At 42.8% G+C, this 26,926-nt stretch carries 29 protein-coding genes and 1 tRNA gene; 13 read left to right on the plus strand and 17 right to left on the minus strand.

All coding sequences use genetic code 11. The annotated features are described in order from the left end of the window. The first annotated feature begins 72 nt into the window (after window positions 1-72). Both I3254_RS10525 and I3254_RS10530 read left to right on the plus strand, forming a co-directional pair. Entirely contained in the window at window positions 73-606 is a 534-nt protein-coding gene (locus I3254_RS10525; protein WP_238052866.1) for a YgjP-like metallopeptidase domain-containing protein, read from the plus strand. Window positions 607-810: 204 nt separating this feature from the next. Next, window positions 811-1,413 carry a methyltransferase domain-containing protein gene (locus I3254_RS10530; protein WP_238052820.1) on the plus strand — a complete coding sequence of 201 codons (603 nt, stop codon included), beginning with the start codon at window positions 811-813 and terminating at the stop codon, window positions 1,411-1,413. On the opposite strand, the gene I3254_RS10535 is transcribed toward I3254_RS10530, so the two are convergent. Together I3254_RS10535 and I3254_RS10540 are read right to left on the minus strand one after the other, a co-directional pair. Continuing rightward, a complete protein-coding gene (locus I3254_RS10535; protein ID WP_238052821.1) occupies window positions 1,391-2,062 on the minus strand; it encodes a hypothetical protein in 672 nt (223 codons plus the stop codon). The two genes, I3254_RS10530 and I3254_RS10535, sit on opposite strands and share 23 nt — an antisense overlap. Before the next feature lie 40 nt (window positions 2,063-2,102). Then, window positions 2,103-3,014 (minus strand): hydrogen peroxide-inducible genes activator, encoded by a 912-nt coding sequence (locus tag I3254_RS10540; RefSeq protein ID WP_238052822.1) that lies wholly within the window; start codon window positions 3,012-3,014, stop codon window positions 2,103-2,105. Between the two features lie 268 nt (window positions 3,015-3,282). Between I3254_RS10540 and ahpC the strand changes: the two genes are divergently transcribed. Beyond that, window positions 3,283-3,849 (plus strand): alkyl hydroperoxide reductase subunit C, encoded by a 567-nt coding sequence (ahpC, locus tag I3254_RS10545; RefSeq protein WP_057761534.1) that lies wholly within the window; start codon window positions 3,283-3,285, stop codon window positions 3,847-3,849. Window positions 3,850-4,019: 170 nt separating this feature from the next. On the opposite strand, the gene I3254_RS10550 is transcribed toward ahpC, so the two are convergent. Beyond that, complete coding sequence (locus I3254_RS10550) at window positions 4,020-4,268, minus strand: DUF465 domain-containing protein (RefSeq protein ID WP_057761532.1); 249 nt, start codon at window positions 4,266-4,268, stop codon at window positions 4,020-4,022. 439 nt (window positions 4,269-4,707) lie between these two features. Here I3254_RS10550 and ahpF point away from each other — a divergent pair, with 439 nt between their 5' ends. Both ahpF and I3254_RS10560 read left to right on the plus strand, forming a co-directional pair. After that, window positions 4,708-6,285 (plus strand): alkyl hydroperoxide reductase subunit F, encoded by a 1,578-nt coding sequence (gene ahpF / locus I3254_RS10555; RefSeq protein ID WP_179797528.1) that lies wholly within the window; start codon window positions 4,708-4,710, stop codon window positions 6,283-6,285. A 258-nt stretch (window positions 6,286-6,543) separates the two neighbouring features. Continuing rightward, the gene (locus I3254_RS10560) at window positions 6,544-7,992 is read left to right on the plus strand and encodes an alanine/glycine:cation symporter family protein (RefSeq protein ID WP_238052823.1); all 1,449 of its coding nucleotides are present in this window, start codon (window positions 6,544-6,546) and stop codon (window positions 7,990-7,992) included. An 84-nt stretch (window positions 7,993-8,076) separates the two neighbouring features. On the opposite strand, the gene I3254_RS10565 is transcribed toward I3254_RS10560, so the two are convergent. From I3254_RS10565 to I3254_RS10590, 6 genes are all read right to left on the minus strand, one after another. Further along, a complete protein-coding gene (locus tag I3254_RS10565) occupies window positions 8,077-8,835 on the minus strand; it encodes a glutathione S-transferase family protein (RefSeq protein ID WP_238052824.1) in 759 nt (252 codons plus the stop codon). A 198-nt stretch (window positions 8,836-9,033) separates the two neighbouring features. Continuing rightward, complete coding sequence (locus I3254_RS10570) at window positions 9,034-9,891, minus strand: bile acid:sodium symporter family protein (RefSeq protein ID WP_238052825.1); 858 nt, start codon at window positions 9,889-9,891, stop codon at window positions 9,034-9,036. 394 nt (window positions 9,892-10,285) lie between these two features. Continuing rightward, entirely contained in the window at window positions 10,286-10,618 is a 333-nt protein-coding gene (locus I3254_RS10575; protein WP_057761521.1) for a TIGR01244 family sulfur transferase, read from the minus strand. A gap of 64 nt (window positions 10,619-10,682) precedes the next feature. Further along, window positions 10,683-11,009: a sulfur transferase domain-containing protein gene (locus tag I3254_RS10580; RefSeq protein WP_057761519.1), complete on the minus strand. Its 327-nt coding sequence runs from the start codon at window positions 11,007-11,009 to the stop codon at window positions 10,683-10,685. A gap of 236 nt (window positions 11,010-11,245) precedes the next feature. Then, on the minus strand, window positions 11,246-12,949 hold the full coding sequence (locus I3254_RS10585; RefSeq protein WP_238052826.1) for a SulP family inorganic anion transporter: 1,704 nt from the start codon (window positions 12,947-12,949) through the stop codon (window positions 11,246-11,248). A 46-nt stretch (window positions 12,950-12,995) separates the two neighbouring features. After that, entirely contained in the window at window positions 12,996-13,283 is a 288-nt protein-coding gene (locus I3254_RS10590) for a metalloregulator ArsR/SmtB family transcription factor (RefSeq protein ID WP_057761516.1), read from the minus strand. Window positions 13,284-13,661: 378 nt separating this feature from the next. On the opposite strand from I3254_RS10590, the gene I3254_RS10595 reads away from it, so the two are divergent. From I3254_RS10595 to trxC, 3 genes are all read left to right on the plus strand, one after another. Next, the gene (locus I3254_RS10595; RefSeq protein ID WP_238052828.1) at window positions 13,662-14,534 is read left to right on the plus strand and encodes an MBL fold metallo-hydrolase; all 873 of its coding nucleotides are present in this window, start codon (window positions 13,662-13,664) and stop codon (window positions 14,532-14,534) included. A gap of 192 nt (window positions 14,535-14,726) precedes the next feature. After that, a complete protein-coding gene (locus tag I3254_RS10600) occupies window positions 14,727-15,314 on the plus strand; it encodes a class I SAM-dependent methyltransferase (protein ID WP_269117542.1) in 588 nt (195 codons plus the stop codon). A gap of 123 nt (window positions 15,315-15,437) precedes the next feature. Beyond that, a complete protein-coding gene (gene trxC, locus I3254_RS10605) occupies window positions 15,438-15,875 on the plus strand; it encodes a thioredoxin TrxC (protein WP_238052830.1) in 438 nt (145 codons plus the stop codon). Window positions 15,876-16,061: 186 nt separating this feature from the next. On the opposite strand, the gene I3254_RS10610 is transcribed toward trxC, so the two are convergent. From I3254_RS10610 to I3254_RS10625, 4 genes are all read right to left on the minus strand, one after another. Continuing rightward, a complete protein-coding gene (locus I3254_RS10610) occupies window positions 16,062-16,457 on the minus strand; it encodes a hypothetical protein (protein ID WP_238052831.1) in 396 nt (131 codons plus the stop codon). A 165-nt stretch (window positions 16,458-16,622) separates the two neighbouring features. After that, entirely contained in the window at window positions 16,623-16,982 is a 360-nt protein-coding gene (locus I3254_RS10615) for a SirB2 family protein (protein WP_102094089.1), read from the minus strand. Between the two features lie 74 nt (window positions 16,983-17,056). Continuing rightward, window positions 17,057-17,377 (minus strand): BolA family protein, encoded by a 321-nt coding sequence (locus tag I3254_RS10620; protein ID WP_238052832.1) that lies wholly within the window; start codon window positions 17,375-17,377, stop codon window positions 17,057-17,059. A 284-nt stretch (window positions 17,378-17,661) separates the two neighbouring features. Continuing rightward, window positions 17,662-18,474 carry a M48 family metallopeptidase gene (locus I3254_RS10625; RefSeq protein WP_057761502.1) on the minus strand — a complete coding sequence of 271 codons (813 nt, stop codon included), beginning with the start codon at window positions 18,472-18,474 and terminating at the stop codon, window positions 17,662-17,664. A 530-nt stretch (window positions 18,475-19,004) separates the two neighbouring features. Here I3254_RS10625 and I3254_RS10630 point away from each other — a divergent pair. Further along, window positions 19,005-19,079 (plus strand) — tRNA-Gly (locus I3254_RS10630). 209 nt (window positions 19,080-19,288) lie between these two features. Further along, window positions 19,289-20,695 (plus strand): Na+/H+ antiporter NhaC family protein, encoded by a 1,407-nt coding sequence (locus I3254_RS10635; RefSeq protein WP_238052833.1) that lies wholly within the window; start codon window positions 19,289-19,291, stop codon window positions 20,693-20,695. 34 nt (window positions 20,696-20,729) lie between these two features. Here I3254_RS10635 and I3254_RS10640 read toward each other — a convergent pair whose 3' ends face one another. Then, on the minus strand, window positions 20,730-21,635 hold the full coding sequence (locus tag I3254_RS10640; protein ID WP_101205745.1) for a LysR family transcriptional regulator: 906 nt from the start codon (window positions 21,633-21,635) through the stop codon (window positions 20,730-20,732). Between the two features lie 137 nt (window positions 21,636-21,772). Between I3254_RS10640 and I3254_RS10645 the strand changes: the two genes are divergently transcribed. The 3 genes from I3254_RS10645 (at window position 21,773) to I3254_RS10655 (ending at window position 23,930) form a co-directional block, all read left to right on the plus strand. Further along, window positions 21,773-22,153, plus strand: a complete 381-nt coding sequence (locus I3254_RS10645) for a DoxX family protein (RefSeq protein WP_238052834.1) — start codon at window positions 21,773-21,775, stop codon at window positions 22,151-22,153. 346 nt (window positions 22,154-22,499) lie between these two features. Continuing rightward, entirely contained in the window at window positions 22,500-23,213 is a 714-nt protein-coding gene (locus I3254_RS10650; RefSeq protein ID WP_238052835.1) for a pirin family protein, read from the plus strand. Window positions 23,214-23,318: 105 nt separating this feature from the next. Then, window positions 23,319-23,930 (plus strand): nitroreductase family protein, encoded by a 612-nt coding sequence (locus I3254_RS10655; protein WP_057761493.1) that lies wholly within the window; start codon window positions 23,319-23,321, stop codon window positions 23,928-23,930. A 195-nt stretch (window positions 23,931-24,125) separates the two neighbouring features. Here I3254_RS10655 and I3254_RS10660 read toward each other — a convergent pair whose 3' ends face one another. The 3 genes from I3254_RS10660 to nadR all read right to left on the minus strand — a co-directional run bounded on the left by I3254_RS10660 (window position 24,126) and on the right by nadR (window position 26,700). Continuing rightward, window positions 24,126-24,560 (minus strand): Mpo1-like protein, encoded by a 435-nt coding sequence (locus I3254_RS10660; RefSeq protein ID WP_238052836.1) that lies wholly within the window; start codon window positions 24,558-24,560, stop codon window positions 24,126-24,128. Between the two features lie 222 nt (window positions 24,561-24,782). Further along, window positions 24,783-25,514, minus strand: a complete 732-nt coding sequence (gene pnuC / locus I3254_RS10665) for a nicotinamide riboside transporter PnuC (RefSeq protein ID WP_238052837.1) — start codon at window positions 25,512-25,514, stop codon at window positions 24,783-24,785. Window positions 25,515-25,641: 127 nt separating this feature from the next. Then, complete coding sequence (nadR, locus tag I3254_RS10670) at window positions 25,642-26,700, minus strand: multifunctional transcriptional regulator/nicotinamide-nucleotide adenylyltransferase/ribosylnicotinamide kinase NadR (RefSeq protein WP_238052838.1); 1,059 nt, start codon at window positions 26,698-26,700, stop codon at window positions 25,642-25,644. Window positions 26,701-26,926 lie beyond the last annotated feature (226 nt).

Raw genomic sequence — 26,926 nt, forward strand, 5'->3', positions numbered from 1 at the left:
GCAGGCATCGAGCTAAACATCAGTAAAAAGCGTGTTAAAAATATCAATTTTCGCTTAAAGCCTTATACGTTGATGGTCTCTGCACCGATGCATGTCAGCGCATCACAAATGTTGCATGCTGTGGCTAAGCGGGTGCCGTGGGCTATTGCAAATCACCAACAAGTATTAGAGCAATACAAACGTAGACAGAATACGTCATCAGACTTTTCAACTGCTAATAATTCAGTGTTGTTATGGGGTACAGAGCAATCATTTAGGCTCAGCCCCGATCAAAAAATCACCTATTATCGGCAACAACTCTCCGAAGTCGCACCTGCACTATTTAAAAAGTGGCAGCCAATCGTTGGCGCTTATGCCAATGAAATACGGTTAAAAAAAATGCACACGCGTTGGGGCAGCTGCAACACGCGCGCAAAACGAATTTGGCTATCGGTTTATCTTCCTGCCTATCCTATCGAATGCACCGAATACGTAATCGTTCATGAGCTGTGCCACTTGCATCATGCCAATCATAGCCGAGCGTTTTGGCAAACCGTTGCCACAGCGATGCCAGATTATCAGCAATGGCATAATATCCTAGCGGGCAAGACAGGACAGCTGGACTAAACCTATCATCTAACTATCTAATCAGCTAAATAGTTCTAGTAAGCACCTCGATATCATCTGTGTAACTTTCATTATGCAGAGCATTAAGTCCTATTTTTATCATCATTTTTAAAATAAGGACACGTCTGGATAAGCCTGATATGATAAGGAATAACGGTACAAATTGTTTCGTTTAATCAGCAGGTTTATATACAGGGATGTCATATGGAAAACGTCAACCAGGCGGAGTTTTGGCAACAGCGTTATGAGAAGAACAGCATCGGTTGGGATATGGGGCAGGTATCACCACCGCTCAAAGCTTATATTGACCAGTTACCTGAGAGTGCAAAAAATCAGGCGATACTAGTGCCAGGTGCAGGTAATGCTTATGAAGTGGGCTACTTATATGAGCAAGGTTTTACCAATGTCACGCTGGTTGACTTTGCCCCTGCACCGATTGAGACGTTTGCAGAGCGCTATCCTGGTTTTCCTTCTGAACACCTGATCTGTGCGGATTTTTTTAGCTTGTCAGCTGAGCAATATCAATTTGATTGGATACTTGAGCAGACGTTTTTTTGTGCGATTAATCCATCTCGCCGTGATGAATATGTGCAACAGATGGCAAGGCTGTTAAAGCCGCAAGGCAAATTAGTTGGGTTGTTATTCGACACAGATTTTGGACGGGAAGAGCCACCATTCGGCGGCAGCAAGGAAGAGTACCAGCAGCGTTTTCAAAGTTATTTTGATATCGATATTATGCAGCCCAGCTATAATTCACATCCAGCGCGGCAAGGTAGTGAGCTATTTATAAAGCTGCAAGTAAAGTAAGCTCGCGCTTGATATTATCTCGAGCTTGCGTTTCTAACTGATCATAGTAATGGTCAGTCAGATAGAGTTTGGGATGTGCTAGTAATCCTTGTAACACTGCAGTGCGCCCATCACGGTAGCTGTCATCGGCGACATGCTTATATTCTTGACGTATCGCCTTTGCATACTGCTTGTAGGTAGGCCAAGGCGCACCCAAGATACTCAAATCCATATCTAACAGATATGCCGCATCGTTATATTTGTCATTGTCTACCAACGTATCTAGCTGATGATTAGCGGTCATCATAATGAGAGCGTGAATGTGTTGGCATTGCTCTGTGCTTAGATAAGGGCTCAAAGCATCTGTCGCAAATTCTGTACTTTTTAGCTCGTTGTCAGAGCGTGTTGGGTCGTAAATCACATCATGATAGTACAGTGCCAATGCAGTGATATGCGGCTCAGCAAGATGGTGCTTAATATTCTCAAACTGTACCAATAACTGCTCAATATGATTGAGTGTATGATAAGCACGTTGTGGTTCGCCGTAGCGCGTCACGATATCTTGCCAAAGCCTATCTATTTGCTTTGGCAGGATATCGCTGGTCATAGCTGACAAATGCTGTGCAAAGCACTTGCCAAGCTCATCATGCTTATTTGAGACAGTTTTCATATGTCATTTTTTCACTATGACCGTGGTAAAAATGGTTTGATTATTCTTTGTTAGCCACTGCGTCTTTAAATGCTTTATTAAACACCTCACCAAGCAAGCTAACATCATCGACACGCGCATAGTTCAGACGGGTGACAAAGGCAATATGGCGATGCGGCCCTTCTTCAGCTAGTGGTATGGCGACGGCATTCTGGTTTTGCAGGTGTAGCTGATCGAGCGCCATTTCAGGCACTAGCGTTGTGCCCATATTGGCAAGTGCCATTTGAATCAAAGTATTTAGACTGGCATCTGAGAAGCTTGATTTCATTTGTGCACGGTCAAAATGACAGACAGACAGCGTCTGGTCGGTTAGGCAATGACCTTCACCAAGTAACATCAGGTTGGCAGTCGCCAGTTCATCAGCATTGATGGTATCAAGCTTGGCATGGATGTCGTCCTTTGGGAACACGGCAAAGAAGTCTTCACTCCAAAACTCAAAACTATGTAGCCCATCTACCGCATAAGGTAGCGCAATAATAGCGGTATCGATATGACCATAGCGTACCTGTTCAAGCAAACGCTCTGTCTGTTGTTCGACGATGGTCATACGGAACTCTGGATATTGTGCACGCAGCGCAGGCAGTACTTTTGGCAGCAAATAAGGCGCAATCGTCGGAATGATACCGACAGTCATGGGATAGGCAAGCGGCGTCTGATGGCTATGAGCACGTGTGGTCAAATCGCTCACTTCAGAAAACACTCGCTGTGCCCGCGTGAGGATATCTTGACCGATAGGGGTAATCAATACCTGTTTATTATTACGCTCAAAAATCTGAGTATCTAGCTGTTTTTCTAATTCTGCGATACCCAAACTCAGGGCAGATTGCGAAATATTGCAATCTTCAGCAGCACGTTTAAAATGACGATGTTTGGCCACGGCTAGGGCAAACTCAAGTTGTCGTAAAGTAATCATAAAACCTCTCTTTTAATGGGTTTTTAATGCAATTTATTATGTTTGTTCAACCTTTATAAGGTAGCAAATTACCAATTAAGCACCAATGATAAAATGTAGAGATAATAGTTTAACAAGTTTAATAAAACAAAACATCACATTAAAAACTTTTAACTGGATTAACCATAGAATTCGCGTATAGTTTGTCAGGTAGCCCAGAGAGCTAGAGGGCTAATTGAAAAAACCATATAAATAATTTCCAATTTACTTAACTATAAAGGAGCCAACCATGGCGTCTATTATCAATCAAGAAATCCCAGAATTTTCAGCAGATGCATACGTAAACGGTGAATTCAAAACCATCACTTCAGAAGACGTAAAAGGCAACTGGGCGATTTTCCTATTTTACCCAGCTGATTTCACGTTTGTTTGCCCAACTGAGCTAGAAGATATGGCTGCTCATTATGACGAGCTAAAAGGCCTTGGTGTTGAAGTGTATTCAGTATCTACTGATACGCATTTCACGCACAAAGCATGGCATGATTCTTCAGAAGCTATTGGTAAAGTACAATACCCAATGATTGGCGATCCTACTGGTAAAATCACTCGTGGCTTTAACGTCATGATTGAAGAAGCAGGCTTGGCTGAGCGCGGTACGTTCTTAGTAGATCCTGATGGCTTGATCCAAGTCGCTGAAATCCATGCTGGCGGTATCGGCCGTAGTGCAAAAGACATGCTACGTAAAGTGAAAGCAGCACAGTATGTTCGTGAAAACGACGGCGAAGTTTGCCCAGCAGCTTGGGAACAAGGCGGCGACACATTGAAGCCAAGTCTTGACCTAGTTGGTAAAATCTAAGTAGATATTTCATACTTAGATAAAAGTAGCGCCGTATCTTAAACATCTGATTTAAGTCAGTGCTGCAAATAAAGACCCCATTAACATAAGTTGATGGGGTCTTTTTACGTCTTAAGCATAGATATTGTTAGTATTATTTTCTCAGCATATCTCTAAGTATAGACGCAATATTAAGCGCGAGATTGTGCTTTATTTTTATCAATAGTTTTATAAATCTCGTCTTTGAGTTGTAGCTTTCGTCGTTTCATCTGTTCGATTTCTTCGTCGCGACTGGCATGCTTGACCACATCGTTTTCAAGCTTATTAATTTGCCTATCTAGAGTCGTATGCTCATCGAAGATACTCGCAAAATGCGTGTCCTTTTGCTTGAGCTCATCGATAATATCACTGTGATCTTGCCATGTGTCTGTCATTGTCATGTTGTCATCCTTGTTATTTAGTGCAAGCTTAGAATAAGCGTAAGCACGTTATGGTTAAGACGCTTATGATGGTGAGACTTTGTTTGGAAGGGGTGAACGTTTAATGGTAATAAAGGTAATTACTTCACGATATTGATAATGCATATTGCTATCAATACCATTCGATTGTAGCGAAAAAATAGACCATGTACCATCACTATCATTTGCTTATGTATTTATATTTAATTATTTAAAACAATAAACGATTGGTTTTATAAAACATAAAGTTTGAGTTTCTCAGCTTGCCGAAACTCGCTAAACGCTTGATAATAGACACATCAAAGGGCATGAGCCCACTATATATAACCTTTTATACAAAATTATTAACACCAACTATTTCATATTTAGACGCGTGGCATGATAGCTGCCGTTACATATTCAGTCATAATGAGGAACAAACATGATAGATCAGAATTTATTAGATGCCGTTAAGAGCTATAGCGAAAACATGACACGCCCAATTACTTTTGTATTAGGTAATGGTACGCATGCAAAACGTGCAGAATTGGTAGATTTTTTGACCAAGATTGCTGGAACAACAGACAAAATCAACTTCGATGCAGAAGCAACTGACGATAGTTTGCCAAGTGCGATTAGTTTTAAAGTAGTCAGTCACATTGATGGCGCATCAAACGACACTGGTATCGTATTCAGCGGTATCCCAGGTGGTCATGAGTTTACGTCGTTGATTTTGGCGATTCTGCAAGCCGGTGGTCATACGCTAAAGTTGGATGAAGGTATCCAAAAGTTAGTTAAGCGCTTTAATAAGCCATTACAGTTCCAGACCTACGTGTCATTGTCATGCCATAGCTGCCCAGAAGTTGTTCAAGCATTGAACCAGTTTGCGCTACTAAACGATGGTATCAGCAATGAGATGATTGATGGTGCATTGTTCCAAGAGCAAGTAGAAGCGAACAAAATCCAAGGCGTACCAGCTGTATTTTTGAACGGTAAACCATTTGCTAATGGCCTAATCGACACCGCTAAATTGATCGGAAAATTGCAAGAGCAGTTCCCTGATTTACTGTCAGAAGTAGAAGACGATGCTGAGCAATTAGAGCAGCAAGACGTCACTATCATCGGTGCTGGCCCTGCAGGTGTGGCTGCAGCCATTTATACAGCGCGTAAAGGCTTAAAAGTCACGATGGTCGCTGATCGTATCGGTGGACAGGTAAAAGACACGCAAGACATTGAGAACTTGATTTCAGTGCCGCTAACCAATGGTACAGATTTATCGACCAACTTTGTTAAGCACTTGGCCGAATATAATATCACGCTAAAAGAGCATGTGAGCGTTAAAGAAATCGGCGAGACTGAAGAAGAGAACTACAGTATCCATCTAAATACTGGTGAGACGTTCGAGACTCGTAGTATTATCTTGGCGACAGGTGCTCAGTGGAGAAAGCTTGGCGTACCGGGTGAAGAAGAAAATATCGGTAAAGGTGTGGCTTTCTGTGCGCATTGTGATGGTCCATTCTTTAAAGGTAAAGACATCTCAGTGATCGGCGGTGGTAACTCAGGCGTGGAAGCAGCACTAGATTTGGCAGGTATCGTCAATCACGTTACTGTACTCGAGTTCGCTGATGAATTAAAAGCTGACCAAGTACTGATCAATAAAGCTAAAGAGAAAACCAACATTGAGTTCATTACCGGTGCAGCGACGCAAGAGATCAAAGCGACTGATGGCAAAGTATCGTCTATCGTCTACCAAGATCGCAGCACAGGTGAGACTCATGAGCGTGATTTATCAGGGGTGTTTGTACAGATTGGTTTAGTACCAAACACTGGGTTCATCAAAGGCTTCGTTGATCTAAACCGCTTTGGTGAGATCGAAATCGATGAGCGCTGCCGTACAGATCGTAAAGGTATCTTTGCTTGTGGTGACGTAACCACCGTACCATTTAAGCAAATTAACATTGCGATGGGTGAAGGTAGTAAAGCGGCATTGTCAGCCTTTGAATACTTGGTCATGCAGTAAGCTGTTCAGTTTAGTTTCAGTATAAAAGGCCACCTCGGTTGAGGTGGTTTTTTTGTGCTATCGCATAAATACGTCTATATAAAAAAATCCTGATAATTAGAAAATGGACTTTTAAGTAAACAAATAACGCGATTTCATTCAGAAAATATCAGTATTTACGTTACAAATTCGACATTTGCATTACAAACTCGTGTTGTTGATGCAATAATGTATGCAATAAAACCTATCATAGCGTCATGAACTATAAGGAAAATAGGCATGGAATACATTGAAGCTTTTTTTGCCCTAGTCGGGGATCTAACGTGGGGCTGGGCGCTCGTGCCTATGCTAATTATTTTTGGTTTATTATTTACCATCGTAGGTAGGTTCGCTCAGTTTAAATATTTTAAACGTATGTTCCGTGTGTTCAAAACGGATGAAGTAGGAGACGACGGAATTTCTGCTCGTCAGGCGTTGCTCGTTTCTATCGGTGGACGTGTGGGCGGCGGTAACATTGCTGGCGTTGCTGTTGCCATCTCTTTAGGAGGACCGGGAGCGGTATTCTGGATGTGGGTTGTGGCCTTAATTGGCATGATGACCAGTATTGTCGAGTGTAGCTTAGCCCAGCTTTACAAGCGTAGAGACACTGATGGTAACTTTCGCGGTGGCCCTGCGACCTATATTTTACATGGGTTAGGTAAAGACTATCGCTGGCTTGCCGTCATTTATGCTATTGCTTTACTACTGTCTTTCTCTATTGGGTTTATCGCGTTCCAAGGTAATACGGTGGCAGGTTCTGCGCTTGAAAGCTTTGGGATTGATCGCTGGATATCGGGTGTGGTGTTGGTCATTGCTGGTGGGTTTATTGTCTTTGGCGGTATTCAGCGCATTGCAAAAGTAGCTGACGTTGTCATTCCTGTTATGGCATTAATCTATATTGGTATGGCACTTGTTGTTATATTGCTCAATGTCACAGAGCTGCCTACGTTGATGGTAATGATTGTTAAAAATGCTTTTGGCATTGAGTCTGTCGTGGGCGGTGGTATTGGTGTGGCGATTGAGCAAGGTATGAAGCGTGGTTTATTCTCTAATGAAGCAGGTCTAGGTTCTGCACCTAATATTGCCGCCACCGCTTACGCTACTCATCCTGTTAGTCAGGGTATCTCACAGTCACTGTCTGTGTTTATTGATACGATAATCGTATGTAGTGCCACCGCATTTATGATTTTATTGAGCGGCGTGTATCAACCAGGTGCTGAAATCGATGGTATTGTACTGGCACAGCAGGCGCTAACAACCCAGCTTGGGGATTGGGCGCAGTATATCTTGACCATATCGATATTGCTATTTGCCCTAAGCTCTATTATGTACAACTACTACATGGGTGAAAATGCCATTAATTTCTTGATCAAAAAGAATATCAAAATGGCGACTCTGGTTTTGCGAGTTGTTGTGATTGCGGTATTATTCTTGGGCGCAGTGGCTCCTGCAGCAACCGCAGTGTTCTTCTTCGCTGATCCGTTGATGGGCGTGCTAGCGCTAGCAAACTTATTGGCCTTGATAATGTTATTTCCACGAGCTAAGCGTCTACTTGACGACTTTGCAAGTCAGTTAAGATCAGGGGTTAAAGAGCCGTTATTTGATGCACAAGAGTATGAAAAGTTGGATCTCGATTTGAGCGCATGGGGCAAAAAAGCAGTAAAAGAAGCGTTAGACCAAAAACAGTAGTACCCGTACGCTTTACTTGTCATGAAAGAAAAAACCACTTTAGCTAAGCTGAAGTGGTTTTTTTATGCAAGATATTATTTATGCCTAAAATGAATGGTTATTCGCCAATACGCCAGCTATCGACATGATCTCGCCTGCTTCGTCTTCTTCAATAATTCGAGTTTCTGTCAGTGCTGATTGTTGCCACGCTTGTATGTGCGGATGATTTAACATGGTTTGGCAATACTGCTTGGTCAGTGGCTGCAAAGTAATATTGGACGCATCAGCGTAAGTCTGCAATCGCAGCACCACTGGAGCAAAAAACACATCAGCTACTGTGAAATCTCCGAATAAGAAACTGTCTGCTGAGCGACTTTTTAAACAATCGGCAAAGATGGCTTCGATACGAGCGATATCTGCTAAGCAAGCGCTACTTGGTTGTATCTTAGCCGTTGCTCGTATATTCATCGGCATCTCGTTACGAATACCTGTCAATCCCGAATGCATCTCAGCCACGATGCTTTGGCAATAGGCGCTATTTATTCTACTTTGATTATTATTTCGTTTTTCAGCGTTAGATTTATCAATGCCTGTCCAAATATCAATATCCGTAAAGTACTCATTGACATGCACAGCAATCGCTAAGGTGTCCCAAATGGTTACTTTATTATCTTTTTCACCGTAGACTAAAATAGGCACTTTACCCGTTGGTGAATGCGCTTCAAGCGTTGGACGTGCTGATGGATCAAACAACTCAATAAATTGCTCATCAAAATCAACATTGAATGCTTTGAGCAATAGCCACGCTCGTAGCGACCAAGAGGAGTAGTTTTTATTACCAATAATTAATAACGGTTTTTGCATCATAGAGTCCTATTAAGGGATAACAGTAGCATTTTATTATGTACTCAATCTTGAGCATTGACCAGTCTATAACCCGAGTTATATTTCTATCATTCAAATCATATTTCAAAAAAAACGCCCACCCAATGTTTGGAAAGGCGCTTATTTAGACGGGCACTTATTTAGAAGGAAGCTTTTTATTTCTTACATTCGCTATCATCAGTTCTGGTTTTTAATTAGGAAAATAACGGGCAGCGCAACGACATACATCAGCACACCATACAAAGCAGCAGGCAGCGCAATAACGGGCAGTGTGCTCACACCCATGATGATAGGAGCTAAGGTAATAGCCGTCGTGCTATTTTGGATACTGGTTTCTATTGAGATGGTTTTGGTATCAAACCAGCTGAGCTTTAGGACTCTAGAGATCAAGATACTAATAGCGAATAAAATAGCAATGATAAAGATTAGCTCTAAACCAATTTGAGTGAACTGTGATTGTAGTAGTTGCCAGTTAGAGGCAATAGCAGCAAAGACAATTAGTACAAAAAACACGCTGGCCAAGCCGTTTAGAAGACTACTACGACGTACCATAAAGTCCGTAAACTTGTGGCGAGCAAGCATACCAAGAGATACGGGCAATGTGGTCAATAAGAACATGACTAGGCCAATCTTTATCGCGCTAATAGAGTTCGCCTGATCTTTCATAAAATGATCAAAAGCCAACGTAATTAAGATAGGCAATGTAATGACCGACAATATGCTGACCACACCGGTCAATGCGATAGAGAGTGCGACATTCCCTTTGGCATAGTAGGTCAGCATATTGCTAGTGACGCCGCCGGGACAAAAACTAATCAGCATAATCCCAAAAGCAATGGCTGGTGGCGGAGCCGTTACTAACACGACTGCTAGCGCAACCAACGGTACCAACACAACTTGATTGATTAAGCCGACACAGAACGCTTTTGGATATTTGGCAATGACCTTAAAATCACTAAGTTTTAGCCCTGCTCCTAGAGTGAACATAATGTAGGCAAGGGCTAGTGGCAGTAATGCTAGCGCGGTATTATTCATCAAACATTCCTTGTAAAACTAAAATGCCATATCAAGATGGCGTTTTGAAAGTAAATAGCAGCGGGGCAACTTTGTCACCATACAGCTGCTCACATTCCATGTGTTTAGGTATTTAATCGTCTAGCTATTTAGGTGTCTCAACCACTGCTAGCTCATGCATATCAAATGATAATAGCGGTATTACGCTCGTATAGTAACCCACTTGTCGTGACTATTGAGGTTGGTCGAGGTTGTTGGAAGCTATCGGGAAGTGATTAAGCAGTGACTAGGTAGTGATTGGGCTGTTTGTGGTTAATGACACTTTGAGCGTATTGAGCATAATGATAAGCGCAATAAAAAGCCCACAAGATTCTGTGGGCTAAATACGCTAACTGTCTAGTCTGTTCATGCTGTACTAGTCGTCTAGTAAATCCATTTGCTTAGCTGCTTCATAGATACCGTTTGAGCGGTTACCTGTGCGGCAAAAAATTAGCATTGGCTGCTCAGCTTGATTAAAGAAATCTGCAAACGTTTCAACATGAGTTTGATTTAGCTCATTACCTGCAAAAGAAATCTCTTTATAAGCAAGTCCAGCTTCTTTGGCTGCTGCTTCAATTTCGGCACTGGTTGGCTGATTTGGTTCTTCACCATCAGGACGGTTATTGATAATGGTTTTGAAACCATTTTCGGCAATCATAGGCACTTGGTCAGGCGTGATTTGTCCGGTAAAGCTAACTTCATGGCTCATAAGAGCTCCTTTTTTTTATTGGTGTTGTTGGGTTTATAAAACGTGTTAGTTCGAGCTATGGTTGTTATAGCAGACCCTGCATCAATGCGCTTTGGTACAGTAGCTTGGCGCGTGCCCCAGTACCGCAAAACATTAATATAGGCTTGGGCATTGAGTGATAGAAATCGGCAAACTGCTCGACCGTCAGCATACTTAGACGCTCATCATCAAACGGCAGATGCTGATACGCTAGGTTCGCCTGTTCCGTAGCAGTCGCCAAATCACAGCTATTAGGCTGTGTTTCAATCTCGGCATCTGGTCGAATATTAAGCACTGAGCGATAACCAAGCTCAGCAATCTTAACGCATTGGCTTGGGTATATTTGCTTATAAATCGTTAAATCATCGGTCATAAAATAGGTTCAGTTATATTTGTTAAAGTATATTTATTATTGAGGGTTGGGCTAAGAATATCAAAGGACTATAAACCAGCATTCTTTAGGCCTATTTCTAGGTTAATTGATTTCCTATTTAGTGCGTCTAGCATAACACAGGCGCTATCATAGCGATATTGTGTTGTAGGCGACAATAGTGATTGAGATTGAGTGAAATTAATGTATCATCGACTTCATTACGGTCAAACTATAGATTATTTTAATGCATCGACAGCATCTAAGGTACTCAGATAGACCTGCCCTGATAGCTCACTAATCAATGGGGTGTGACCGATGATGTCCATCACAGGACCTTTAATAAAGCTGAAATGTAAGCGCTTGTTCTGTAATGCCAATTCGTGGTTTAGGGTGCAAAGCATTTCTTGGGCGGTCAGATCTATATGATTGACGGCAGCCATAATCAATATAATTTCATTGGCATCGGGATATTGCTGCATGGCATTAAGGATACGTCGATGTACAGATTCACTATTACCAAAGAACAAACTCTCATCGATACGCAACATCAATAAATTGCTAAAAGTTACGACGTCATGGCGGTTGATATTACGAAAATGTCCTGTACCGCCCAACTGTCCAACGACAGCCACATGTGGCTTACTCGACTGCCAGATGAGACTGGCGAATGACACCATTAGACCAATGACCAGTCCCGTGTTTAGACCAAATATCAGGACACCGACGAACGCTGCCAAAAAGCTAGCACCATCTAAGCGATCGCGCTGCCATGCAGATTTCAACGTCGCAATATCTATTAGGCCAATGATGGAGGCCATGATAGTTGCGCCCAGTAGTGCATAGGGTAGTGGGGCAAGTGCATTGCTAAAGGCTATGAGCGCGGCCACCATTACCAGTACGGTAACGAGACTGGCAAGTGGAGTTTTCGCGCCTGAATCGGCATTGATAGCTGTACGCGAAAAGCCACCCGCAACCGCAAAACTTTGGAACAGTCCACCAGACAGATTGGCCAGCCCAAGTCCAGTCAGCTCGCGATTGGCATCAAAGCTCTCACCGCGCAAACGAGCATAGGTGCTGGCAACTGAACTGCTCGACACAAATATGATCAGTGCCATTAATCCTGCGGTTGGCAATAGCTTCAGCGCCTCTTGTAGATCAGAGATATGCGGTAACGTAAAGCTCGGTAGCCCTTGTGGAATAAGACCGATGGTCGCAACTCCATGTGTGCTCCAATGCAGTGCCATACTGAGTACGATAGCAATGCCAAGTAAAATAAGCGGAAATAAGCGCTCTGCCCATTTGGCATACGACGATGATAGCCACGTCTGCCATATCCATTCACTTGCATAGCGATTGGCAACCAATAGCGCGAATGCGGTCACACCGATAGCTAAGGTCAATGGGTGCAGCTGGCTGGCATAGCGCTGCATGGTAGATAGATACCCAATCAAACTATTGCCAGTGACCGGAATGTCTGTCAGATATTTGAGCTGACTGACAAATATAAGGACCGCTGCACCGCTTACAAAGCCTGCGGACACGCCGCGACTAATAAACTGCATGATCCAGCCAAGTTTTAATCTGCCTGCTATCCACAGCAGTGCACCTACCATCAGTGCTAATAAGCTGGCCATCAGTGCATATTGTTCAGTACTTTGCTCAGCATAAGGCAGTAGGCCACTGGCGGTCATGATGGCGGTAATAGCAACCGGCCCTACAGCTTGTACATTGCTAGATCCGAGCCAAGCATAAACGAGGACAGGTACGATCGCTGCATATAGGCCATAGACAGGCGGCAGTCCTGCAAGCACCGCGTAACTTAGGCTCTGCGGTATGACCAACACGCCCACCACTATACCTGCGACGAGATCAGTCGGCAACGCTGAGAGCTGGTATTGACGCAGCCAAGCTGGAATCAGACGAGCGACGATAGAGGACATATCAATCACCACAGTAGATAGTACAAATAATTAGGCGAGGGCGGCGTTATTCTGCTTTGGCACAAAAACGTTGATACAGCAGATCGAGTACAGCTAGCGCATCTTCGCTTGCGATACTATAGTAAATTTGCTTACCTTCGCGGCGTGTGGCGACCAGCTCGTCTTTACGCAATATACCCAATTGCTGCGATAAGCTCGGCTGTCCAACCCCGACCAAGTCTTCCAGCTCACCGACGCAATATTCACCTTGGGTCAATTGACAGAGAAGAAGTAGGCGATCGGGGTGCGATAGCGACTTTAGTAGTTGGCTGGCTTGTAGCGATGCTTGCTGCATTTGCTTGGCAAGATCGGCAGGTACTAAATCTGCAGTATCAGATGACACATCGTCAGTGGTACTGCGAGTAAGTGTACCTTCGGCTGAAATAGAAGTAGTCAGAACAAATTCCTTACATTAGAGGGTAACAAATGCCATGATGTTTTGAACAATATATAGTTGATTATCAATGATATCACGCCACATAGCAAGTTATCATTAATTACATTATATAAATTGATAAATTGTATGGTGGTTGTTATATTGGTGGCATCAGATAAGTCGTAGGAACGCATTATATACGACTGAATATCATACTTAAGGGTTAATTAAACATAAAAATCCCTATGACCAAAATATGTATAAATAACTTATGTATAAATAATTAAAGAGGCCGCCATGCAAGTTCATTCTTTTTTAGATAGCGATACAGAAACCTATACCCACGTACTTGCTGATACTGAACAAAAGTTATGCACCGTTGTCGATCCTGTATTGAACTTCGATGCTAAGTCAGGCAGAACCAATACCAGTAGTGTCGATGAAGTGATTGAGTTTGTACGTAAGCAGGATTGGGCACTCAAGTATATTATCGAGACCCATGCGCATGCAGATCATTTATCAGCGGCCATCCATGTAAAAGAAAGCCTTGGCGGACAGTTAGTCATCGGTCAGCATATCACCGAAGTCCAAAAAATCTTTAAGCAAATTTTTAACTTTGACACCAGTTTCCGCACTGATGCCAGCCAGTTTGATATTTTGACAGACGAAGGTGAGACCTTAGAGCTTGGTAACATTACTATCACTGCGATGTATGTACCCGGTCATACGCGTGCCGATATGGCCTATCTAGCCGCTGATGATGAGAAAACAGTGGTATTCGTTGGGGATACGTTGTTTGCGCCTGATGTCGGTACAGCACGCTGCGATTTCCCTGGTGGCGATGCCAAAACACTCTATCAGTCTATTCAGAAGCTGCTAGCACTTCCTGAAGATACCGTCATGTATCTGTGTCATGATTATCCAAGCAAAGGTCGTCAGCATTGCCCAACGACGACAGTAGCCGCGCAAAAACTAGAAAATATCCATGTCAAAGACAGTATAAACGAAGCGGAGTTTGTGCAGATGCGTGAGCGCCGTGATGCGACCCTAGATATGCCTCGCCTTATCATTCCTGCTGTACAAATCAATATCGATGCAGGACATTTCCCCGAGCCAGAAGACAATGGTACACGCTATCTAAAAGTTCCGATCAATGTCCTCGGTGGATAAGTTAAACAGTTTAATAAATGAAAATCATTACCCGATGCAGCTCTACGTAAGTATCGTATGATTGATATCTATAAGAATGCTAACCTGTAGACTGTCCATTTTTAAATGCTATGTATGATCACCTGCAAGCGCTAAGTGCGGCAATAACTGGAGAGAGCAATTAACCCTTACGAGCGCTATGTGTTGCCAAAGATGATAGATATTGCCTGTAGTACAGGTAATGTAATGAAAGCACGTTCCAAAATTGTTCCGCAAGCGCTTGGTAAGGTGTTGGAGATTGGCATTGGCAGCGGTCTGAATTTACAGTTTTATGATGCTAATAAAGTCTCCTCTATCATCGGTGTGGATCCAGCGGCTCAGATGCAGTCGCTGGCTCGTGAGCGTGCGGCTGACATTGGCATTCCGGTTGAAGTGATAGCCGTCGATGTACAAGGTATCCATGCCGATACGGATCAATTTGATACGATTGTGATGACTTTTACCTTGTGTAGCATTGATGACCCAATAGCGGCGCTTCAAGAAATGGCGCGGGTGTTAAAACCTAACGGACGCCTATTATTTTGTGAGCATGGCGTAGCGCCAGATTCTTCAGTTGAGCGTTGGCAGCATCGATTGACGCCTTTTTGGAAACCTATAGCAGGTGGGTGTCATTTAAATCGCGATATTCCGGCGCTTATCAGAGAAGGTGGGTTTGTCATTGATGAGTTGAGCGAAGCGTATTTGCCTGGTCCACGACCAATGAGCTATGTGTATAGCGGTGTGGCACAGCAAATCGCATAAAGGATAAGCCCAATTAACTATGCTAAAATTATTCATGTAATCAATCAACGTAAATAGCTTTTATATAAAAGAGTTCATGAATAGTATTTGAAATAACAAAATAATTAGAATAGGAATTAAATAATGAGTGAGCAAAGTTTTCATCTAGTATGCCCACATTGCCAAGCAACCAACCGTGTACCTGCTGCACGACTAAGCGCTGCGCCAAAATGCGGTAAATGTGGTCAGCCATTATTGACTGCCAGTCCGCATGAGCTAAATGCGCAAACAGCCAATAATGTCATCCAAAAGAACGATGTGCTGACTATCGTGGATTTTTGGGCGAGCTGGTGTCAGCCTTGCATCATGATGGCGCCAGAGTTCAAGAGCGCGGCTAGCCAATTGCCACAGGTGGTCTTTGCCAAGGTACAAACGGATAAATACGAGCAGGCAGCCGCTCCTTACAATATTCGCAGCTTGCCAACGATGGTTGCTTTTAGAAATGGTAAAGAAGTCGCGCGACAATCAGGCGCGTTACCAAGTCATCAAATCATCCAATGGGTGCAAAGCTTACAGTCGTAGTATTAGTCAGGCTAGATTACTTTTTCTCCAAGCTATCTAAGCGCTCATGTTTTCTTACAAAAAACCGTAGCTATTATAAAAAAGCCAATATGCGATCTGCATATTGGCTTTTTTGCTATGTCATGTACTATTTTACGGTGTCATGCACTATCTTAGTCGTTTAGATAGCTTTGCACTTGCTTAAGCTTATTCACCATAAATCTTGATGCCATTGGCAAAGCTACAACGCTGAATGCGCGCTGACTGGACAATTGCATCACGCTCACCGTAGAGACGCGATAATTTTGCATCGCGTGCTTTGGTATTGTTACTTTTGCCTAGACCAAAGCTGATATTCGGCGAGATACCCCAGCGTCCAGCAGAGACGCCTACACCGACGCCTGATGTCGATAGGGTAGATTGCTCGTTGCGAGCCGCTTCGACATAGCGGTTGACGCGAGTGTACTCTTGGCTAAGTGCTTGGCAATTATAATTCTGATAAGTACTCGGCGGTACATATTGCGGTGTGATATTACCAGTAGAGGCACAGCCTGAGAGCGCAAAAATGCCAGCTAGTAGTGTCGCTGTCGTAAACGTTTTCATAATGGCTCCAATGGCTAAGTGATTGTATTTATATCTATTTAAGATAGCAAAAATAGCCCAATTAAGATATTGAAAATCCATCGATGATGAAAAATTTTCGCATTATGTCATCGACACATCGACAGCTTTCTAAAACGGTTGCTTATTAAAACAGAAAGTCGCTTATTAAAATAAGTTTGCTGGTTTGGCAAAAGCAAGTATGACGATACCAATATAGGCAACGGCAGCGATAAGAATACCTGTTTTTCTTTGCACAGGTGTCGCATCAACCTTAAACGCTTTGATACTTGAACTAATAGCAGCGATCAGTAAGATAATTTTGGCAAACACCCACTGTACAGGAGCGTTGGCACCCATCAATTGCATTAGCATCATCGCACCTGACAGGATAAGCAGGGCATAGATAATATGAGTGGCTATTTTGACCACACGTGGTGCGCGGCGGTCTGCGCTGAGTACCAAGTAGCTTTGATATAAAAATAGCGCAACAGTCAGCGCTGCCATCAGCATATGTAGATGTTTCATTGAATATTGCTTCCTCTAAAACTGCAGTATATAGGCTAATTTAAAATATGTAGTTGCGATTCAAATCCAGTCGGCTATTTGTTTTGACCAGCACATAATGGACTCGCAGGGCTTTGACCTTGCCATTCTGTCGGAGTATATGCATGAATAGCGAGGGCATGTACTTGGCCGCCTTGCGAGGTGAGTAAAGGCGTGACTAAGCCGTATATAAGCTGATGACGCCCGACCAGTCGTTTGCCTTCAAATGCATCGCTAACGATAGTGAGCTTAAAGTGGCTTTCTTTACCTTCAAAGTAACCGGCATGCGACATCGACTCATTGATCAGTTCGATATGCTGCGGTTCTAGCGCTTGTAATTCGGTATGAAGTGCGTCGGCAGTAGGTGTGGTACTCATAACAATCCTTCAATGTATTTTGCGCAACTTGATTGGGCAATCTGTAAATAATATTTATCGGCATTATAACAGACACGGTAGGCGGGATAGAGTGCGATTGCCAAATCGAACAATTGCAAACCCTGCCGATTAAAATGCTTATCAATTACAATGCTTGTCAATTATAAAACCTGCCATGTATGGCTATAATTAAAAAAGCAAAGCACAACACTGTGGCTGTACTTTGCTTCTATGATATCTAAACAGGCATTGCTAAAGCATAAAGGTAGCTAATTAGCTACTTATTATCGGCGCGACTGTTGATATAGAGGCGTAACTTTTGGCATCAATGACTGTAACTCTGCGATACGGCTACTACTCGTTGGGTGAGTGCTGAGGAATTGTGGTGGCTCACCTTGGCTTGCTTTTTGCATTTTTTGCCACAGGGTAACAGCCGCCTGAGGGTTATAACCTGCACGTGCCATCAGCTCAAGACCGATCTGATCAGCTTCACTTTCTTGAGTGCGGCTGTGGGGTAGGCTCAAGCCTAAATTACCAGCAGTACCAGCTAGCTCAGCCTGTCCTTGTGATAAGCCAAATATACTGGCAGCCAGACCGATACCAGTTTGAGTCGCATACTCGCGTGACAGACGCTCGCGTGAATGCTCACGTAATGCATGAGAGATTTCATGACCCATGATGGCAGCAATCTCATCATCAGTGAGATTCAAGCGATCGATGATGCCTGAATAAAACATGATCTTACCACCCGGCACCACAAATGCATTTAGATCGTTAGACTTGATGGTGTGTACTTCCCATTGCCATTTGGCTGCATCTGCGCGGTAGACGCCAACTTGACCAACCAAGCGATTCGCAATATTTTTTAAGCGGTTTAGCTGAGCGGTATTGGTATCTAGCACACCTTTTGATTTTGCGTCTTGTATTGTTTTGGCATAGCTTTGGGCAGATAATGCCAATACTTGCTCACTAGACACTAATAGCAACTGCTGACGATCAACACCAACTGCGCCAGAATTGGTAGTGCTGGTACAACCAGTTAAAGTCAGTGCTGACAACGAAGCGGCCATCACTGTCGTGGTTAATAACTTCTTCATAAAAATATCCTCTCTATAAGATGGAAAAACATAAAGTCAAACAAGTTAAAGAATAGTGCAGCAGATGTGGGAGCCGTGTTTATTGATCTTTTAGTAGTGCTCATTCATCCGCTTAAACAGTAAAAGTTTACCTTAACTGCGATTGGACATAAGTATAATAATGTTAACCACCTAAAACCAAGATAGGAAAAGTAACAATAAAGCGTATGATTGTAAGTACGATATGTTTTTATTAGAGTGAAAATAGTGAGTTTTTCCTTTATCGATTGTCTTATGACCGTTATAAAGCTAAGGGAAGTGAATTCCAGAGTTAAAATTCTACAATTAATGTGAAATATTTTGTATATTATCAAAATTAATTCCTGTTTTTAAATCAATTGCTTATGTTGGTTTATCCGATAAAAAAGGCATTTGGCTAAAAATATTAGAAATAAATTCTAAAAAAGGTGTTGACACCCACAGAATATTTGCTAAAATAGCCAGCCTATCGAGACGGAGTAGTTGTTAACAACGCTACGAATTGATACTAAGCGGGAATAGCTCAGTGGTAGAGCATAACCTTGCCAAGGTTGGGGTCGAGAGTTCGAATCTCTTTTCCCGCTCCAAATATGGCTTGAAAAAGCGCAAAAAGCCTCACTTCACAGTGAGGCTTTTTTTTATGTGTAAAATCTGTCCTAAGTCAGCTAATCGCGAAAACATAGAAAGCAAAAACTAAAGCTAACTATAAGCAAGACAGAGATTATCGATATTGAAGAATAGATGCGCACCCCGAATACCTGAGCAAACTAAACCTATAGCAACATAAGGGCATCCAATGCCACCAAAACCGCTCACATTAATCAGTGCCAAGCTCGCCTTTATCATATCCGCCATCGTCATCGGTATCATGGGCATCACCATGATCGGCTTTGGCTGGGTGCCGCACCTGTCTCTTATTCTAGCTATTTGTGTGTTACTGGCTATTGGTATGTATAAAGGACTCAGCTTTGATGACATGCAAGCGCAAATGGCCTCAGGTGTCATGCGTGGTATTGGTGCTATCTATTTGTTCTTCTTTATCGGACTGATGGTTGCGGCTCTGATGATGTCAGGTGCTATACCTACACTCATGTATGTAGGCTTTCAGCTCATATCACCTGAGTACTATTATATTTCTGCCTTTATCTTGACCTCTATTATTGGTATTGCATTGGGTAGTAGTTTGACGACTGCAGCTACTTTGGGCGTGGCCTTTATTGGTATGAGTAATGCCTTTGATGCCAATGTGGCGATAGCAGCTGGGGCAGTGGTGTCAGGGGCGTTCTTCGGTGATAAGATGTCGCCCTTATCTGATACTTGTACGATTGCGTCCTCTGTCGTGGGTATTGATCTGTTTGAGCATATTCGCAATATGATGTATACAACCGTACCTGCGTGGATACTGACGGTGATCTTGTTCTGGATGTTCTCAGGACAGACGACTAGTGCTGATTTGAGTCAAGTGACGATATTGCAAGGTCAGCTCATAGACAGTGGTCTGGTACATGGGTATTCGGTACTGCCGTTTGTGGTATTAGTCGGATTGGCACTGTTTCGGGTTAATGCGATTTATACGATTATCTGTACTATAGCAGTGGCATTGATCATTACTTATGTACACAGTTCACCAAGCTTTGGACAATTGGGTGGTTATCTGTTTGCAGGCTATGCCCCTGCTGAGTCATTAGAGCTAGGTGAGGTAGGTGGTATGCTGTCGCGCGGCGGTGTACAGAGTATGTTCTTTACGCAGGCGATTGTGATACTGGCATTAAGCTTAGGTGGTCTATTGACGGCACTGGGGATTCTGCCTGCACTGCTATCTGGTATTAAGGACACACTGACGACATCAGGACGAGCGATATTTGCGGCAGCGATGTCGGCGCTCAGTATCAATGTGCTAATCGGTGAGCAGTATTTGAGTATTCTATTATCAGGTACGGCATTTCGGTCGACGTTTGAGCGCTTACACCTACATCCTAAGAATCTGTCGCGGACGATTGAGGATGCAGGAACGGTGATCAATCCGCTGGTGCCTTGGAGTGTGTGCGGGGTGTTTATCAGTCAGGCGCTAGGGGTGCCAGTATTAGAGTATTTGCCTTATGCGTTTTTCTGTTATTTGTCATTACTGCTGACACTGCTATTCGGGTTCACGGGGCTGACGATTAGTAAAGTGAAAGAAGGGACGGCGCCCCAAAATCAATAGCAATTGATATCGTTAAGGATAATAAGAGTGTTGATTAATACTGATCCCAGTACGGATTATCACCGAATTGCTCGGCAATAAAATCAATCAAGTAACGACAACGCTGCGACAAAAAACGATTCTTTGGATAAACAGCATAAGCGGTTAGGGTTGGCAATTGATAGTGTTGGAAGACAGGTACCAGCTCGCCAAGCGCCAGTTGTTTATAAGCAATAAAAGTCGGCACAAAGGTAATCCCATGCCCTTTGACTGCCAAATCCACTAAGAACTCACCATTGGTGGCTTTGATTTTGGCATCTATCGTACGATGATGACTTCTGCCTTCAGTATCCACCAAGTTTATACTATTGGTTTGACCGAGACTGTATTGCAACAGCGCATGGTTGTCTAAATCGTCTAGCGTCTCAGGCATGCCCATTCTTGCCAAATAATCAGGACTGGCGCAAATCACACAACGAATCAATGCCAATTTTTTTGCTTGATAGCTAGAATCTTGTAGCTCTCCGATTCGAATGGCCAACTCATAGCCTTCTTCAATCAAATCGATACGTCGGTCAGAAAAATCCAGATCAAATCTCAGATTGGGATGTTTATTGGCGTATTTATCAATCACATCGTTCAGATGCATGAGTCCAAAGGACAACGGCGCTGTCATTTTTAGCGTACCTTCAATACGCATAGGAGCGTCAGTAGCATGCTCATTGACAGCGTCAACCGCACGCAAGATATTGTTCACTTGCTGATAATATTGCTCACCAGCTTGCGTCAATTTAGATTGGCGGGTAGTACGGCTGATTAACTGACTGCCTAAACGCTCTTCCAATTCTTTAAGTCGGCGACTGACGGCTGATTTTGCAATATTTAACTGCTCAGCAGCTTTGGTAATACTACCTGCCTCAACAATGCGTACAAACATCGCCATGTCTTCTAATTGACCCATTATCGATGCCTCATGATTGTTCTTACACCAAGAACTTATACTTGTGATTATTGCTGTTTATCCCATGCTAGTCAACGCCTATAATCGCGCTATTCTCTACTTAGAGACATGATTAAACACACTTTTGGAGCATTATTATGGACAAATTACAGCAATTGAGCGCACCGCTCGGTCGTCTATTATTATCAGTCATTTTCATCTTTGCAGGCATTGGTAAAATCACAGATTATGCGACTACTCAAGGCTATATGGAATCAGTAGGTGTGCCTGGTATGTTATTACCATTGGTAATCGCGTTTGAGGTACTAGGTGGTATTGCTGTCTTGCTAGGTTATAAAGCTCGCCCAATCGCTTTTTTGTTTGCTGGGTTTAGCATCGTGTCAGCTATTATTTTTCATCAGTTCTGGGTTGATGAATCACAGATGATCTCATTTATGAAAAATATTTCAATCGCAGGTGGGTTTTTGATGATTTTTGCTCATGGTGCGGGTGCTTACTCAATAGACAGTAAGCGATAAACAATAAGTGGCTGAGTTACCTCTTATACGTTTACGAAGAACAATCATAAAGGGGTAGTTTCAAATAAAGAGCGTCATGTACATTTTCACAGGAAATTTCAACAGCAGACAGTTTTTCATATAAGCATAACTTAAAGTAATTTATATACAGTTAGCTATGCTAATATATGTAAAAAATCTATGTTACGTTAGAACTGCTCCGATTGTTCTACAAAACAGAATAGTTAATTGCATTTAGCGTTGTTTATCTATGTAGAATTAATAATTATAATAAGCCCATTGTTTAAATAGATTAATCGATAATAAGTATATAGAGGATTAATCTGTTGATAGCTAAGGACGAATTATGAAAACAATCTATCATGCAGCAGACTCACGTGGCGATGCCAATCATGGCTGGCTTAAAAGCAGACATACCTTTAGCTTTGCCAATTATCATAATCCTGAGCGTATGGGATTTGGTGCCTTACGCGTTATTAATGATGATTTTGTCATTGGCGGTCAGGGGTTTGGCAATCACTCGCACCGTAACATGGAAATTATCAGTATTCCTCTATCCGGCAAGCTCGCTCATGGCGATAGTATCGGTAACGAGGGCGTCATAGAGACTGGTGAAATTCAAGTGATGTCAGCGGGTACAGGCATTACGCATAGTGAAATGAACGGTGACGATGCAGAGGCTGTGAGGTTTTTGCAAATTTGGGTGATACCAAACAAAATGGATGTCGCACCGCGTTATCAGCAGGTGTATATGGGCGATATCATGCGTCCTAACGAATTTAGCCAAGTGTTATCACCTAATGCCGATGATGCAGGGGTTTGGATTCATCAAGATGCCTGGTTTAGCATGGGTGGTTTTGACGAAGGTGTATCGCAAACTTACCAGTTAAATAACCCTAACAACGGTGTCTACGTATTTGTCATCAGCGGTAAAGTCGTGATAGATGGCCAAGTCCTGTCTATTCGTGACGGCCTTTGCATTTGGGATACTCAGAGTTTTACGATGGACGCAACAGTAGCTAGCCGTGTATTAGTGATGGAAGTACCACTATTTATGTAGTCAAGAGCAAAGCACTTTATCAATTAGAATGTTCATACCAACAATCACTCATATTAAAAATTATTTTTATCAACAACTATTTTACTAACAACGTGGAGAAACACTATGTCAGATTTAACAACATTACAGCAGCTAGCAGAAAAACGTCGTTCTATCTATGCGCTAAGCAACCAACTGCCAGTAGCTAATGACGAAATCGTAAAAATAGTTGAGCATGCTATTTTGCACACGCCATCGTCGTTTAACTCGCAATCGACACGTATCGTTGTATTGTTCGGCGATGATCATCGTAAATTGTGGGACATGACCGAAGATACATTACGCGAAATCGTTGGTGACGAAGAGAAGTTCAAATCGACCAAAGAGCGTGTCAATGGTTTCCGTAACGGTGCTGGTACGGTGCTGTTTTTTGAAGATCAAGCAGTCGTCAGAGGCATGCAAGAAGCAGCGCCACTATATGCTGACAACTTCCCAATCTGGGCAAGTCAAACCAGCGCCATGCATCAGTATGTTATCTGGACGGCACTAGCCAGTATCGATGTTGGCGCAAACTTACAGCACTACAATCCAGTAATCGATCAAAAAGTAGCTAGCGCTTGGGATATCGACAAAGACTGGACGCTAAATGCACAATTGGTATTTGGAACAATTGAGCAGCCAGCAGGCGAAAAAGCATTTAAGCCAGTCGAAGAGCGTATGAAAGTGTTTGGTGCGTAAGATAGGGTAGTCTATTTTATATAGCCCTAAAATCTTAATAGCCCCAAAAGCTTACGTAAACAAAGCGCCACTCAGTAATCTCTGGGTGGCGCTTTTTTATTGGTGATATTATTTTGTTAAGGGTAACAGTTGTAGATGTTATCAATAGCCTACAGCTAAGATGAATTCCTGCAAAAATTACGCATAAATTGACAACTATTTACGCTGCATCAAACTATTAGCCACCCATGCTGGACCGATTAATAAAAACTGTAGATCCTTAAAGAAAGAAGGTTTTTTGCCTTCGATTTTATGACCAATGAATTGGCCAATCCATGCAACGACAAATACCGCTGCCCATGCTTTAAAGCCCCATGGCATCGCTGCCATCACTGATAGACAAATAAGAATGAACATTCCCATCGCTAAAAACAGTGGCGTAGATAAGCGCATATAAAACAGTAATACCAGTGCGCTTAGTACTAAGGTAAACCATACGGATAGTGACATACCCATACCTAGCAGACTAACAAAAATGGTTGGCACACATAGCCAATGGATTTTTTTATTGACCAAGTTTTGGTGACTGACCGAGTACTCACTAAGCCATTGCTCTAGCGTACGTTTGGACACTTTTGGTTGACGAGACATACTAACCTCCCTGTTAGTAAATAAGATGAGTAACTCATACTAGCTAATGGACTCGCTACTAATCTCAGTATGAAGATGATTGTTAATATCAGTTGTAGCACTAATTGCGCCTGTCTACCATGTTATCTGATAGACGGCACAGTCAAGTTCACTCGTACTATGAGTGATATATCAGCAAGGTTTTATTCAAACTCCCAAGGGTTCTTTTGTATAAAAGCCGCATTATCCTTGCTCGCTACGATGCCATTCATAGAGGCCGATAAAGGCGTTTACTTGATACACCATAGTTTGAATAGCAAAGATATAGTTGCCAGACATCAGATTCACGATGAGCCAGACAAAGTTGACGATAATCCACAACCACCAGTTAAATGAATAACGCAGAATCATAGCTGCCTGAGCGGTAATAGAAAGCACAAAGGCAATGACGTTAATCCAAAAGAAAGAGATAAATCCCAAAAACAGACTACTATCATCCTGTACGACCGCATAACCATAGCTTGCTAATAAGTCATTTACCGTAGGGAACAGTGCAAGTCCAACGATGATGAAGGCAGCGGTGATTAACCAAACAGCTTTGCTTGCTGATTTGGGTATCATGTCGCCATCAGGATCGGTGTGCTTCGACCAATAAAAAATACCGTAAACATGGGTAAAAAAGTTAAATAGTGGAGCAAGCATTAAACCAACTGCGCCAGACGTTGCCTGTACGATGACTTCGCCAGCCGTTGCCCCCATACCAAAGCCATTGCCCATAACGTTTTTGCGGAATGATAGCGAGACCACGCAAACCAAACCAATAAATGAGACCGCTAAATAAAACCAATCAAGCGTGGTATGGTCTGTCGTGAGCCAAAAACCTGCGGACAAAGCAATAACACCGCAAATAAACCAAATGATAATCCATTGCATCGCCCATTTTCCGGTGATGTTGTCCAATAGCTGAATACGCATCGCTTTTCCCCTAAAGTAAATACTGATATCAATATAGTGCTAACTGTCATGTATTAGTTAAATAAAGTGTGCTAGTTAAATAACATGTGCTAATTGAATAAATTATTATAAATATGCTCAGTACAGTTTATGATTTTTTGCCATAGATATATTGATCAATCAATAACAATGCTTGCTGATAGCGAGCGTCATAGTCGGGCTGATCAATCATATGCGGTGCAATATCGTGACGCGCAAAAATATCTATCAAACGCTGCTCAAAGCGTCCACGCGCTTCAGGCGTACCCAAAGATCGCATACCATCGTCAACCCATGGCGTATTATTGTCTAGCATGATGGTGTGGTCTAAACGAAACTCATCAATACAAGCAGCCACAAAAGGATGCGTGCGACCCTCGTATTCTTCACAAAATGCTTGCGTAGTGACAAAGTCAGTATCAACGATGGTGATAGGGGCCGTTGCATTGGCTTTAGCTTCTCGGATTTCCTCAGCATGATCAAGACAAATAGGACCATAATCACTGTACTGTAATCCGACCTCGCTACCACCCAAATCTGTACCGACATACAGACGCCCCATCTCTAGAGCAAAGCTGGCACCATAATAATTGGCAAGCTTATGGACTAGCGTTGTCTTGCCTGAGCTTTCACCGCCGACGATAGCGACAGTCTTGGTATAGTCGACGCGCGCTTGCGGATGAAGTGCTGACCAGTGGGCGACTGGATCACGCGCAATCGCATAAGAGTCAAATTCAGACTGTAGCGGCGTAGTGACCACTGGCAAAAGCAGCTGCTCTTGTATGTCATTGCGAGTGAGTGGATGGTTTTCCGCCATAAACAATACAGTCTCTGTTGATAGTGATAAGGCATCCATCAAACGTTGTAATTTGGCATTACTAGCAGCGACATCGATACTGACATCGTCACTGGCACTATACAGGTGTTCGTGCAGCGGTAACTCGATCTCATGAGTAGTATGAATATGGATAAATGGCAAGTCGGCACAGGCCATCTGTAGCCAACGCGCTTTGTCTTGTAAGGTGATGGTGAAATCAGGATGCGGCGATGGATGTGCCATAATAACGATATGTAAGGTTTTGGCTTGTCCTGCTGCATCCAATATACTACGCATCTGCCCTAAATGCAGCGGCTCGAAATGTCCAATCATCAATCCAGTGTCGTACATAATTATCCTTATAATTTTTTTATTTTAATCTCAGTGTCCCATGTCTATTCCAAAAAATACGTTTAATGCGGTCTAAGTTAGATAGTCCAAACTAGACATCTATCAAGATCCAAATCAGAAATCTATTAAGACCCGTAACACTAACCACGTTTCATATTTCTAATATTCTTCGTAAAGGTATTTTTATCTAATAGTTAGGCAGCCTCCTAGCTTTCATAATAGAGTA

Source organism: Psychrobacter sp. Ps2, assembly GCF_022129405.1.
Classification (GTDB): Bacteria; Pseudomonadota; Gammaproteobacteria; order Pseudomonadales; family Moraxellaceae; genus Psychrobacter.

Bases quoted from the DNA above. Each gene is read 5' to 3' on its own strand.
- I3254_RS10525 (WP_238052866.1), top strand. From the start codon at position 73: ATGGTCTCTGCACCGATGCATGTCAGCGCATCACAAATGTTGCATGCT.
- I3254_RS10530 (WP_238052820.1), top strand. From the start codon at position 811: ATGGAAAACGTCAACCAGGCGGAGTTTTGGCAACAGCGTTATGAGAAG.
- I3254_RS10535 (WP_238052821.1), bottom strand. From the start codon at position 2,062: ATGAAAACTGTCTCAAATAAGCATGATGAGCTTGGCAAGTGCTTTGCA.
- I3254_RS10540 (WP_238052822.1), bottom strand. From the start codon at position 3,014: ATGATTACTTTACGACAACTTGAGTTTGCCCTAGCCGTGGCCAAACAT.
- ahpC (WP_057761534.1), top strand. From the start codon at position 3,283: ATGGCGTCTATTATCAATCAAGAAATCCCAGAATTTTCAGCAGATGCA.
- I3254_RS10550 (WP_057761532.1), bottom strand. From the start codon at position 4,268: ATGACAATGACAGACACATGGCAAGATCACAGTGATATTATCGATGAG.
- ahpF (WP_179797528.1), top strand. From the start codon at position 4,708: ATGATAGATCAGAATTTATTAGATGCCGTTAAGAGCTATAGCGAAAAC.
- I3254_RS10560 (WP_238052823.1), top strand. From the start codon at position 6,544: ATGGAATACATTGAAGCTTTTTTTGCCCTAGTCGGGGATCTAACGTGG.
- I3254_RS10565 (WP_238052824.1), bottom strand. From the start codon at position 8,835: ATGCAAAAACCGTTATTAATTATTGGTAATAAAAACTACTCCTCTTGG.
- I3254_RS10570 (WP_238052825.1), bottom strand. From the start codon at position 9,891: ATGAATAATACCGCGCTAGCATTACTGCCACTAGCCCTTGCCTACATT.
- I3254_RS10575 (WP_057761521.1), bottom strand. From the start codon at position 10,618: ATGAGCCATGAAGTTAGCTTTACCGGACAAATCACGCCTGACCAAGTG.
- I3254_RS10580 (WP_057761519.1), bottom strand. From the start codon at position 11,009: ATGACCGATGATTTAACGATTTATAAGCAAATATACCCAAGCCAATGC.
- I3254_RS10585 (WP_238052826.1), bottom strand. From the start codon at position 12,949: ATGTCCTCTATCGTCGCTCGTCTGATTCCAGCTTGGCTGCGTCAATAC.
- I3254_RS10590 (WP_057761516.1), bottom strand. From the start codon at position 13,283: ATGCAGCAAGCATCGCTACAAGCCAGCCAACTACTAAAGTCGCTATCG.
- I3254_RS10595 (WP_238052828.1), top strand. From the start codon at position 13,662: ATGCAAGTTCATTCTTTTTTAGATAGCGATACAGAAACCTATACCCAC.
- I3254_RS10600 (WP_269117542.1), top strand. From the start codon at position 14,727: ATGATAGATATTGCCTGTAGTACAGGTAATGTAATGAAAGCACGTTCC.
- trxC (WP_238052830.1), top strand. From the start codon at position 15,438: ATGAGTGAGCAAAGTTTTCATCTAGTATGCCCACATTGCCAAGCAACC.
- I3254_RS10610 (WP_238052831.1), bottom strand. From the start codon at position 16,457: ATGAAAACGTTTACGACAGCGACACTACTAGCTGGCATTTTTGCGCTC.
- I3254_RS10615 (WP_102094089.1), bottom strand. From the start codon at position 16,982: ATGAAACATCTACATATGCTGATGGCAGCGCTGACTGTTGCGCTATTT.
- I3254_RS10620 (WP_238052832.1), bottom strand. From the start codon at position 17,377: ATGAGTACCACACCTACTGCCGACGCACTTCATACCGAATTACAAGCG.
- I3254_RS10625 (WP_057761502.1), bottom strand. From the start codon at position 18,474: ATGAAGAAGTTATTAACCACGACAGTGATGGCCGCTTCGTTGTCAGCA.
- I3254_RS10635 (WP_238052833.1), top strand. From the start codon at position 19,289: ATGCCACCAAAACCGCTCACATTAATCAGTGCCAAGCTCGCCTTTATC.
- I3254_RS10640 (WP_101205745.1), bottom strand. From the start codon at position 21,635: ATGGGTCAATTAGAAGACATGGCGATGTTTGTACGCATTGTTGAGGCA.
- I3254_RS10645 (WP_238052834.1), top strand. From the start codon at position 21,773: ATGGACAAATTACAGCAATTGAGCGCACCGCTCGGTCGTCTATTATTA.
- I3254_RS10650 (WP_238052835.1), top strand. From the start codon at position 22,500: ATGAAAACAATCTATCATGCAGCAGACTCACGTGGCGATGCCAATCAT.
- I3254_RS10655 (WP_057761493.1), top strand. From the start codon at position 23,319: ATGTCAGATTTAACAACATTACAGCAGCTAGCAGAAAAACGTCGTTCT.
- I3254_RS10660 (WP_238052836.1), bottom strand. From the start codon at position 24,560: ATGTCTCGTCAACCAAAAGTGTCCAAACGTACGCTAGAGCAATGGCTT.
- pnuC (WP_238052837.1), bottom strand. From the start codon at position 25,514: ATGCGTATTCAGCTATTGGACAACATCACCGGAAAATGGGCGATGCAA.
- nadR (WP_238052838.1), bottom strand. From the start codon at position 26,700: ATGTACGACACTGGATTGATGATTGGACATTTCGAGCCGCTGCATTTA.